The organism is Streptomyces capparidis, from assembly GCF_054782095.1.
In genome coordinates this window covers 1-9,838 of record NZ_BAAGTD010000107.1, presented here as the reverse complement: position 1 = coordinate 9,838, position 9,838 = coordinate 1, and the positions used below count along the sequence as shown (strand labels likewise).

6 protein-coding genes and 1 pseudogene are annotated in these 9,838 nt (G+C 78.3%); 3 read left to right on the top strand and 4 right to left on the bottom strand.

Going from position 1 to position 9,838, the window contains the following annotated elements:
* Positions 1–267: 267 nt before the first annotated feature.
* Both ACYVO2_RS36915 and ACYVO2_RS36910 read left to right on the top strand, forming a co-directional pair.
* Positions 268–3,675, top strand: coding sequence for a DNA polymerase III subunit alpha (locus ACYVO2_RS36915; protein WP_461012506.1), 3,408 nt, complete (start codon positions 268–270; stop codon positions 3,673–3,675).
* A 9-nt stretch (positions 3,676–3,684) separates the two neighbouring features.
* Entirely contained in the window at positions 3,685–4,743 is a 1,059-nt protein-coding gene (locus ACYVO2_RS36910) for a DNA polymerase Y family protein (RefSeq protein ID WP_461012505.1), read from the top strand.
* Positions 4,744–4,803: 60 nt separating this feature from the next.
* Here ACYVO2_RS36910 and ACYVO2_RS36905 read toward each other — a convergent pair whose 3' ends face one another.
* Positions 4,804–5,496 (bottom strand): MBL fold metallo-hydrolase, encoded by a 693-nt coding sequence (locus ACYVO2_RS36905; RefSeq protein ID WP_461012504.1) that lies wholly within the window; start codon positions 5,494–5,496, stop codon positions 4,804–4,806.
* Between the two features lie 157 nt (positions 5,497–5,653).
* Positions 5,654–6,436: a thioesterase II family protein gene (locus ACYVO2_RS36900; protein ID WP_461012503.1), complete on the bottom strand. Its 783-nt coding sequence runs from the start codon at positions 6,434–6,436 to the stop codon at positions 5,654–5,656.
* Between the two features lie 201 nt (positions 6,437–6,637).
* On the opposite strand from ACYVO2_RS36900, the gene ACYVO2_RS36895 reads away from it, so the two are divergent.
* Complete coding sequence (locus ACYVO2_RS36895) at positions 6,638–8,122, top strand: carboxyl transferase domain-containing protein (RefSeq protein WP_461012502.1); 1,485 nt, start codon at positions 6,638–6,640, stop codon at positions 8,120–8,122.
* A gap of 67 nt (positions 8,123–8,189) precedes the next feature.
* Here ACYVO2_RS36895 and ACYVO2_RS36890 read toward each other — a convergent pair whose 3' ends face one another.
* Positions 8,190–9,317, bottom strand: coding sequence for a DUF5925 domain-containing protein (locus tag ACYVO2_RS36890; RefSeq protein ID WP_461012501.1), 1,128 nt, complete (start codon positions 9,315–9,317; stop codon positions 8,190–8,192).
* Between the two features lie 26 nt (positions 9,318–9,343).
* Positions 9,344–9,838, bottom strand: a pseudogene (locus tag ACYVO2_RS36885) (hypothetical protein); the annotation flags it as partial.

Here is a 9,838-nt window from a genome sequence, read left to right as displayed (position 1 = left end):
GCGGCGCCCCTGCCGGGCGCGCCGCCCGCCCCGCCGCACCCGCCGCCCTCCCGCGCCCCGCCGCCCTCCCGCGCCCCCGCCGCTCCCGCCCGCCGGGCCCCGCCCGCTCCCGTGCGCCCGCGGGCGTTCCCGAGCCCGTCGCGCTCGGTCCGGGAGAGGGTGGGCTGGTACGGTGTTCGTACCTGTGTTCGAGTCGGGTTTATGCTGGTTGGAGGGGTAATCAAGCGGTATGGGGGAGGGGGTTCGTCCGGACGGGAGGCGTGAGGCGTGGGCGGCTTTACGCATCTGCATGTCGCCTCCGGGTTCTCCGCGCGCTACGGCGCGTCCCATCCGGAGGACCTGGCCCGGCGCGCCGCCGAGCGCGGCATGCGGGCCGTCGCGCTCACCGACCGGGACAGCGTCGCCGGCGCGGTGAGGTTCGTCCGGGCCTGCGCCGAGGCGGGGGTGCGGCCGGTGCTCGGGGTGGAGCTCACCGTCGGGCGGCCGCAGACCCCCCGGCGCAGGACGCCCGTGCGCGGCGGCGCGTTCGTCGAGGACGGCGGCGAGCGCGTGGTGCTGCTGGCCAGGGACGCCCGCGGGTGGGCCGCGGTGTGCCGGCTGATCGGCGCGGCCCGGCCCGCCGCCGGCTGGGAGGACCTGCGCCGCCACGCCGAGGGCCTGACCGTGCTGCTCGGCCCCGCCTCCGCGCCCGTCCGGGCCCTGGCGCGCGGCAACCCCGTCCGCGCCCGGCAACTGCTCGCCCCCTGGCGCGAGGTCTTCGGGGACGCCGCGCTGCGCCTCGCCGCCGTCCACCACGGCCGCCCCGGCACCGGCGCGGGCTCGCTGCGGCTCGCCGCCCGCACCGTGGGCCTCGCCGCCGACGAGGGCCTGACCGCGGTGCTGACCAACGCCGTCCGGTACGCCGACCCCGACCAGGCGCCTGTCGCCGACGTGCTCGACGCCGCCCGCAGGCTCGTCCCCCTGGACCGGGAGCACCCGGACGGCGGCGAGCGCTGGCTGAAGGACCCGGACGCGATGGCCCGCGCCGCCGAGCGGATCGCCGAGGCCGCGGGACAGGGCGCCGCCGGGGCCGCCCGGCTGCTGGCCGCCACCGAGCGCACCGCGGAGGAGTGCGCCGCCGCGCTGGAGCTCGGCCGGCCCCGCTTCCCCGAGCCGGAGCTGGTCGGCGCGGGCACGCGCTCGGCCATCCGGGTGCTGCGCTCGCGCTGCGCCGCCGAGATGGTGCGGCGCGGCCACGACCGGGACCGGCGGATGTGGGCGCGCCTCCAGGAGGAGCTGTCCGTCATCGGGGACATGGGCTACCCCACCTACTTCCTCACCGTCGCCCGCGTGGTGGACGACGTGCGGGAGATGGGCATCCGGGTGGCGGCGCGCGGCTCCGGCGCCGGGTCCCTGGTCGCCCACCTGCTCGGCATCGCCGACGCCAACCCGGTGGAGCACGGCCTGCTGATGGAGCGGTTCCTGTCCCGCAAGCGCGAGGAGCTGCCGGACATCGACATCGACGTGGAGTCGGCGCGGCGCCTGGATGTCTACCGCCGCATCTTCGAGCGGTTCGGCGAGGAGCGGGTCGCCACCGTCGCCATGCCCGAGACGTACCGGGTGCGGCACGCCGTCCGGGACGTCGGCGCCGCCCTGAGCCTGGACCCGGAGGAGATCGACCGCCTCGCCAAGTCGTTCCCGCACATCAGGGCCCGCGATGTGCGCGCCGCGCTGGAGGAGCTGCCCGAGCTGCGGGACGTCGCCGCCCGCAAGGACCGCTACGGCCCGCTGTGGGAGCTGGTGGAGCGGCTCGACGGGCTGCCGCGCGGCCTGGCCATGCACCCGTGCGGGGTGCTGCTGTCGGACGCGTCCCTGCTGGACCGCACCCCGGTGGTGGCCAGCGCCGAGGGCTTCGCGATGTCCCAGTTCGACAAGGACGACGTGGAGGACCTGGGCCTGCTGAAGCTGGACGTGCTCGGGGTGCGCATCCAGTCCGCGATGGCGCACGCCGTCGCCGAGACGGCCCGGGTCACCGGGGAGCGCGTCGACCTGGACGCGCTGCCCCCCACCGACCCCGACACCTTCCGGCTGATCCGCTCCGCCGAGACGCTGGGCTGCTTCCAGATCGAGTCCCCCGGCCAGCGCGACCTGATCGGGCGGCTCCAGCCCCGCGACTTCCACGACCTGGTGGTGGACATCTCCCTGTTCCGCCCCGGGCCGGTGTCCGCCGACATGGTGACCCCGTACATCGAGGCCCGCCACGGGCGCCGCCGGGTGCGCACCCCGCACCCCGACCTGGACCCGTACCTGCGCGAGACCAACGGGGTGGTGGTCTTCCACGAGCAGGTCATCCACATCATCCACACGCTCACCGGCTGCGGGCGCGACTTCGCCGACCACGCCCGCCGCGCCCTGTCCGACCCCGCGCGCAGGCCCGTGGTGGAGCGGTGGTTCCGCGAGCGCGCCGCGCACCGCTACCCGCCCGCGGTGGTGGACCGCTCCTGGGAGATCGTCGCCGCCTTCGGCTCGTACGGCTTCTGCAAGGCGCACGCCGTCGCCTTCGCGGTGCCCACCTACCAGTCCGCGTGGCTGAAGACCCACCACCCGGCCGCGTTCTACGCCGGGCTGCTCACCCACGACCCGGGCATGTACCCCAAGCGGCTGCTGCTCGCCGACGCACGGCGCCACGGCGTGCCGATCCTGCCGCTCGACGTCGACCGCTCCGGCACCGAGCACCGGGTCGAGCGCGTGCCCGGAGGCGGCCTCGGCCTGCGCCTGGCCCTGTCGGAGGTGCAGGGCATCAGGGAGGACGAGACCGCCAGGATCGTCGCGGGCGCCCCCTACGCCTCCCTGTCCGACTTCTGGCAGCGCGCCCACCCCACCAGGCCGACCGCCGAGCGCCTGGTCGAGGTCGGCGCCCTGGACCGGCTCGCCCGCGGCCTCACCCGCCGCGACCTGCTGCTCCAGGTGGCCGAGCTGCACCGCCGCCAGGGCGCGAGCCGCGCCGGGCAACTGCCGCTGGACGAGGTGAGCCCGGCGCCGCCCGCGCCCAGCGGGCTGCCCGAGATGACCGACGCCGAGCGGCTCAGCGCCGAGCTGTCCGTCCTCGGCATGGACACCTCCCGCCATCTGATGGACGACCACTACGCCCTGCTGCGGGACCTGGCCGCCACCTCGGCCCGCCGCCTGGCCGACGCCCGCGACGGCGAGCAGGTGCTGGTGGCCGGGGCCAAGGCCGCCACCCAGACCCCGCCCATCCGCTCCGGCCGGCGGGTCATCTTCACCACCCTGGACGACGGCACCGGCCTGGTGGACTGCGCGTTCTTCGAGGACAGCCACGCCGTGTGCGCGCACACCGTCTTCCACTCCTGGCTGCTGCTGGTGCGCGGCACGGTGAAGCGGCGCGGGCCGCGCAGCCTCAGCGTCGTCGGCGCCCGGTGCTGGAACCTGGACGAGCTGGCCGCGGCGCACCGCGAGGGCGGCCTGGCCGCCGTCCGCGAGCTGCTGGCCGCCCCGCCCGACGGCGCGCCCGACGGCGACGGCGCGTCCGGCCCCGGCCGCACGCTGGAGCTGTCCACCGGCTACACCCTGCACCCGTGGTCCGACCTGAAGCCCGCGGGCTCCCAGGCGGCCGGGGCCGCGGGGCGCCCCAAGCGCCGCCGGATGTGGCACTCCAGCCCGGGCAGCGCGGGGTAGGTGATCGCGATGACGGATCCCCGGGACGGGGCGCACGTGCTCTGCGTCCGGCTGCGCACCGGCCCCGAGCTCTACCCGGAGCTGCTGGAGCTGCTCGGCGGCGTCACCCCCGTGGTGCAGGCGCTGCCGCCGGACACCGCGCTGCTGGACGTGCGCGGCGCCGTGCGCTACTTCGGCCGCGGGCCCGAGGAGCTCGCCGAGCTGGTCCGCGTCCGCGCGTTCGCCCGGTACGGCGTCACCTGCGCCGTCGGCGTCGCGCCCAACCCGATGCTGGCGCGGATGGCCGCGGCGGCGGCCGGGGACGACGGTGTGCGCGCCGTCCCCGCCGACCCCGCGGCGGTCGCGGCGTTCCTGCGGCCCAGGCCCGTCGCCGACCTGCCCGGGGTCGGCCCGGCCACCGCGGCCGCCCTGACCCGGCACGGCCTGTACACCGTCGGCGACGTCGCCGGCATGCCGCTGGCCACCCTCCAGCGCCTGCTCGGCGCGGGCGAGGGCCGCCGCCTGCTGGCCCGCGCCCGCGGCGAGGACCCCACCCCGGTCACCCCGCACGCCCCGCCCCGGTCGCTGACCGCGGAGCGGGACTTCCCCTTCGACACGGTGGACCAGGCCGTGGTGCACCGCGCCCTGCTCGCCCTCGCCGCCGAGCTCGGCGGCAGGCTGCGCGCCGGGGAGCAGGTGGCGCACGCCCTCACCGTCACCGTCCGCTACGCCGACCGCTCCACCACCACCCGCACCCGCGCCCTGCCCGACCCCACCGGCAGCACCGCGGCCCTGACCCGCTGCGCCCGGCGGATCCACGAGTCGCTCGGGCTCCAGCGCGCCCGGGTGCGGGCGGTCGCGCTGCGCGCCGAGCACCTCACCCCGGCGGCGGCCACCCCGGTGCAGTTGTCGCTCGACCCGGCCGACGAGCGCGCCCGCCGCCTGGAGGCCGTCGCCGACCGCGCGGCGCGGCGCTACCGGGCGGGGGTGGTGTCGGTGGCTGCGCTGCTGGGCCGGCCGGGGCCCGCGCGGAGCCCGGCGCTGTTCAAGGACCCGTCGGCGCTCGGCAAGCCGCCGCACGCGGCGTGAGCGGGGACGGCGCGGCGGCACCGGCGCGGGCGCGGCGCGACGGCCCGCCGCGCCCGGCGGTCACAGCTTCTCCGCCGCCTCCCGCAGCGCGGCCGTGCCGTCCTCGCGCAGCGGGTCGTTGTGCCCGAAGCACACCACCCGCGCGTCCAGGCCCGCCAGCCGCCGGAACGAGGCGGCGGCGCGCGCCCGGTCCACGTTGAACACCCCGAGCATCACCCCGCCCTGCCCGTCGCCCGCCGCCGTGTCGCCGGTGAACAGCACCCTGGGCCCCGGCAGGTGGACGGCGATGCTGCCGGGCGTGTGGCCGGGGACGGCCAGCACCCGCGCGCCGCCGCCGAAGCCGAGCTCGTCGCCCTCCGCCAGCTCGCGGTCCACCGGCGCGGTGGCGGCCAGCGGCGGCGCGTCCTCGGCGCCGTGCACCCGCGCCCACAGCTCGCGCTCCCAGTCGGTGAGCACCGGCGGCGGGCCGGGCTGCTCGCCGCGGACGAACGGCGCGTCGTCCCGGTGGGCCAGCACCTCGGCGCCGTACCGCTCGCGCAGGTCGGCGGCGGAGCCGGTGTGGTCGCCGTGGAAGTGGGTGAGCACGATCCGGCGCAGCCGGTCCTGCCCGACGGCCCCGCCGATGGCGTCGGCGCAGCCGGGAGGGCCGGTGTCGATCAGGGTCAGGGTGCCGTCGGGGTCGCGCCACAGGTACGCCTGCCCGACCTCGAAGCGCAGCAGACGCAGACTGGGCGTCAGTTCGATTGTCTCCACGGGCTCACCGTAGGCACGGCCGGGCCCGCGGGCGGCCGTCTGCGCCGAACGGGCGATCCGCCCTGCGCGAACGCGGGGCGCGGGGCGGCGGGCCGGGCGGGTGAGGCGGGCCCCGGGCCGCCGGCGGACGGCCCGGGGCGCACCCCCCGCGCGGCGCTCAGCGCCGCCCGGTGAGCCCGGCCAGGTCCTCGGAGAGCGCGCCGACCACGGCGGGCAACTGCGGGGCGAGGTAGAAGTGGTTGCCGGGGAAGCGGCGCACCCGCACCGCGCCGGTGGTCTCCCGGGCCCAGCCGCGCAGCCGCTCCGCGCTCGCCAGCGGGTCCTCGGTGCCGCCGAACACCGACACCGGCACGGACAGCGGCGCCTGCGGCCGGTACTGGTACCCCTCGATGATCCGGAAGTCGGCCCGCAGCGAGGGGATCATCAGCTCGACGAGCTCCGGTTCCGCGAGCGCCTCCTCCGGCAGCCCGCCGAGCTTGGCGAGCACCTCGAGGAACCGGTCGTCGGGCAGGCCGGACAGCGGCCCGGTCACCGCCAGGTGCGCGGGCCCGGTGTCCGGGGCGGGCCAGCCGGAGACGGCCAGCAGCGCCGGGGCCGGGGCGTCCCTGCGGCGCAGCTCCCGGGTCAGCTCGAACGCGAGCAGCGCCCCCATGCTGTGCCCGAACAGGGCGTAGGGCAGCTCGTCGCCGTCCTCGGCGAGGGCGTCGGCGACGGCGGAGACGACCTCCCCGAGGCTGGTGAGCGGCGGCTCGGCGATCCGGTTGAGCCGACCGGGCAACTGCACGGCGCGCAGCCGCACCGACGAGGGCAGGTGGGCCAGCCACGGCTGGTAGGCGGGGGCGCCGCCGCCGGCGAACGGCAGGCAGTACAGCCGCACCCGCGCGTTCGGGCGTTCGTCGAACGGGGCGAACCAGCGCGCGGGGCGCACGGCGTCGAGCATCGCTGACCTCCGTTTCCGGGTCGTGCCTCGGGCGAGTGAAGAACGGGCTGGTGGAGGGCGGCTCGAGCGGCCCGCCCCCGCCGCCCGCCGCCCGGGTGGCGCGGCGTTCTCCCGCGGCCGGCTCCGCGCGGTGGCGCGAGTCACGCCCGCGGCGGCGGCGGGGACGGTTGACGCGGGCCCCCGCCGGCTACGATCCGGAACGTGGCGCCCTCCCTCGACCTCATCGCCGCCGCCCTCGACCCCGGCTCCTGGACGGGCTGGGACGAGCCGGCGGGACCGCCGCCGGACGACCCCGGCTACCGGGCGGAGCTGGCGCGCGCCCGCGCCCGCACCGGCCTCGACGAGTCCGTGGTCACCGGCGAGGGCACCGTGCGCGGGCGGCGGGTGGCCGTCGTCGCCTGCGAGTTCGGCTTCCTCGGCGGGTCCATCGGCGTCGCGGCGGGCGAGCGGCTGGTGCGGGCGGTGGAGCGGGCGACCGCCGAGCGGCTGCCGCTGCTGGCCGCGCCCGCGTCCGGCGGCACCCGCATGCAGGAGGGGACCATCGCGTTCCTCCAGATGGTGAAGGTCGCCGCCGCCATCACCGACCACAAGGCCGCGGGGCTGCCCTACCTGGTGTACCTGCGGCACCCCACCACCGGCGGGGTCCTCGCCTCCTGGGGCTCGCTCGGCCATCTGACCGCGGCCGAGCCCGGCGCGCTGATCGGCTTCCTGGGGCCGCGGGTGCACCGGGCGCTGTACGGGGAGGAGTTCCCGCAGGGCGTGCAGGTCGCGGAGAACCTGCTGGCCAACGGGATCGTGGACGCGGTGCTCCCGGCGGAGCGGCTCAGGCCGACCGTCGCGGACGCGCTGGACGTGCTGTGCGGGGCGGGCCCCGCCGGGCCACCGCCCGCCGGGGAGGCCGCGGCGGAGGAGCCGGGCCCCGCGCCCGGGGCGGCGCCGCTCGCGGAGGAGTCCGTCCGCCGCTCCCGCCGCCCGGACCGGCCCGGCCCGCGGGAGCTGTTCCGGGCGGCCGCGGACCGCGTCCTCCCGCTCAGCGGCACCGGGGCGGGCGAGCGCGACCCCGCGGTCCTGCTGGCGCTGGCCAGGTTCGGCGCGATGCCGTGCGTGGTGCTCGGCCACGACCGGGGCCGGCTCGGCCCGGCCGGGCTGCGGGTGGCGCGGCGCGGCATGCGGATCGCGGCCGAGCTGGACCTGCCGCTGGTGTCCGTCGTCGACACCGGCGGCGCCGCCCTCAGCCGGGAGGCCGAGGAGGGCGGGCTCGCCGGGGAGATCGCCCGGTGCCTGGCGGAGCTGGTCACGCTGCCCGCGCCCACGCTGTGCGTGCTGCTCGGGCAGGGCGCGGGCGGGGCGGCGCTGGCCCTGCTCCCGGCCGACCGGGTGGTGGCCGCCCGGCACGCCTGGCTGTCCCCGCTGCCGCCGGAGGGCGCCTCCGCGATCCTGTACCGCACCACGGACCGCGCCGCCGAGGTGGCCCGGCGCCAGGGCGTGCGCTCGGCCGACCTGCTGGCCCACCGCATCGCGGACCGCGTCGTCGAGGAGCTGCCCGACGCCGCCGACGAGCCCGCCGCTTTCCTGGCCCGGCTCGGCGGGGTGATCGAGGCGGAGCTCGCCGCCCTGCGCGGCCGGGACCCGGGGCGGCGCCTGGCCGAGCGGCGTGCCCGCTACCGGAACCTGGGGCGGCCCTGACCCGTGGCCCGGCCCGGTCCGCCGTCCCCCCGCCCGCCGTCCTCGGGGCGGCGGACGGGGGGACGGGTCACAGGTACAGCCCGTCCGCCGCGCTCGGCTGGGACGGCAGCAGCGAGGAGCCGCCGCGGCGCAGCGCGTACAGCTCCGCCAGGGTGCAGCCCTGCTCGCCGACGCCCTCGGAGCGGCCGAGCCACCCCACCGCCTCGGCGCGGCTGAGGGAGCCCACCTCGATCCGGGACAGGCAGCGCCCGGGGCGCACCACGGCGGGGTGCAGCCGCTCCAGTTGCTCGTTGGTGGTGATGGCCACCAGCACGTTGCGGCCCTGCCCGAGCAGGCCGTCGGTGAGGTTGAGCAGCCGGGACAGCGCCTGCCCGGTGGCGTGCTTGGCCTCGCCGCGGATCAGCTCGTCGCAGTCCTCGAGCAGCAGCAGCCGCCAGCGCTCCTCGTCGTCGTCCTCGCCGATGGCCACGTCCATCAGGTAGCCGGAGTCGTTGAACAGGTGCTCCGGGTCCAGCACGCAGTCCACCTGGCACCACTCGCGCCAGGAGCGGGCCAGGGTGCGCAGCGCCGAGGTCTTGCCGGTGCCGGGCGGGCCGTGCAGCAGGATCAGCCGCCCGGTGATGTCGTCCGGGGTGACCTTCATCAGCCGGTCCAGGTCGGCGGCGGCCCGCGCGGAGTAGTTGCCGCGGATCTCCGGCCAGGTGGCGGTGCTGATGCCGCGGGTGTAGCGGTACGGGCCGCGCCGCGGGGAGAGGTGCCAGAAGCCCATCATGACCTGGGACGGCTCCAGGTCGGGCTCCTCCGCCGCGCCGTCCACGGCGCGGGCCAGCACCTCTTGGGCGAGCTCGTCGGTGACGGCGGTGACCGTCACCGACCCGCCGACCCGCCAGCGGGACGCCTGCACCGTCCAGCCGGGGCCCTGCGCGAGCACGGCGGAGCGGTCCTCCTCCCGCGCGGCGCGCAGCACCTCGGCCTCCGGTGGCAGCAGCGTGGCCTCGGCCTTCACCTTCTCCAGCGAGGCCGTGCGCGCGTACGGCTGCTCACCGGAGGCGAAGCGGCCGAGCAGCAGCGCGTCCACCACGTCGTACGGCTTGTCGCCGTCGTCCAGGAACATCCGCAGGGCGACGGCGTCCTGCGGGGCGGCGGCGGGCACGAGCCGGGGGAGCCCGGCGGGTTCGGGCTGCACGGAAGACATGCGGCCCATGATCCGGCACGGGGTGCCTAGCGCGCACTTCTTTTGCCCGGCCGGGCGGCGAGCGGCGCGGGAAGCAGCCACAGCGGACGCGGCCCGGTGCGCACGGCGGGCCGCAGCGCCGCGGCGGCGAACAGCGCGGCGGCCAGGGCGCCCACCGCGAGGACGTCCCGGCGCGCGGCCCACTGCCCGAGCAGCAGCAGCGCCTGGGCGGCGGCCAGGTTCAGCAGCACCGAGGCGGCGGTGGCCAGCACCGCGCGGGTGAGCGGGTCGAGGCGGCGCAGATGGGCGCCGACCGCGAGGGCGGGCGCGCCCAGCAGGAAGAACAGCACGAACGGCGCCCGCAGCGGGGAGCCGAGCCCGGGGTGGGCGAGGGCGGCGCCCAGCGCTCCGGTGGCGAGCGCGGCACCCGCGAGCAGGGCGCGGGACTGGCCGGGCCGCACACCGTCGGCGGGCTGGGCTGCGGGTGGGGCGGCGGGTCGGGCGGCGGGTTCGCGGGGCGTCGGGCGGCGCGCCGCCGCGCG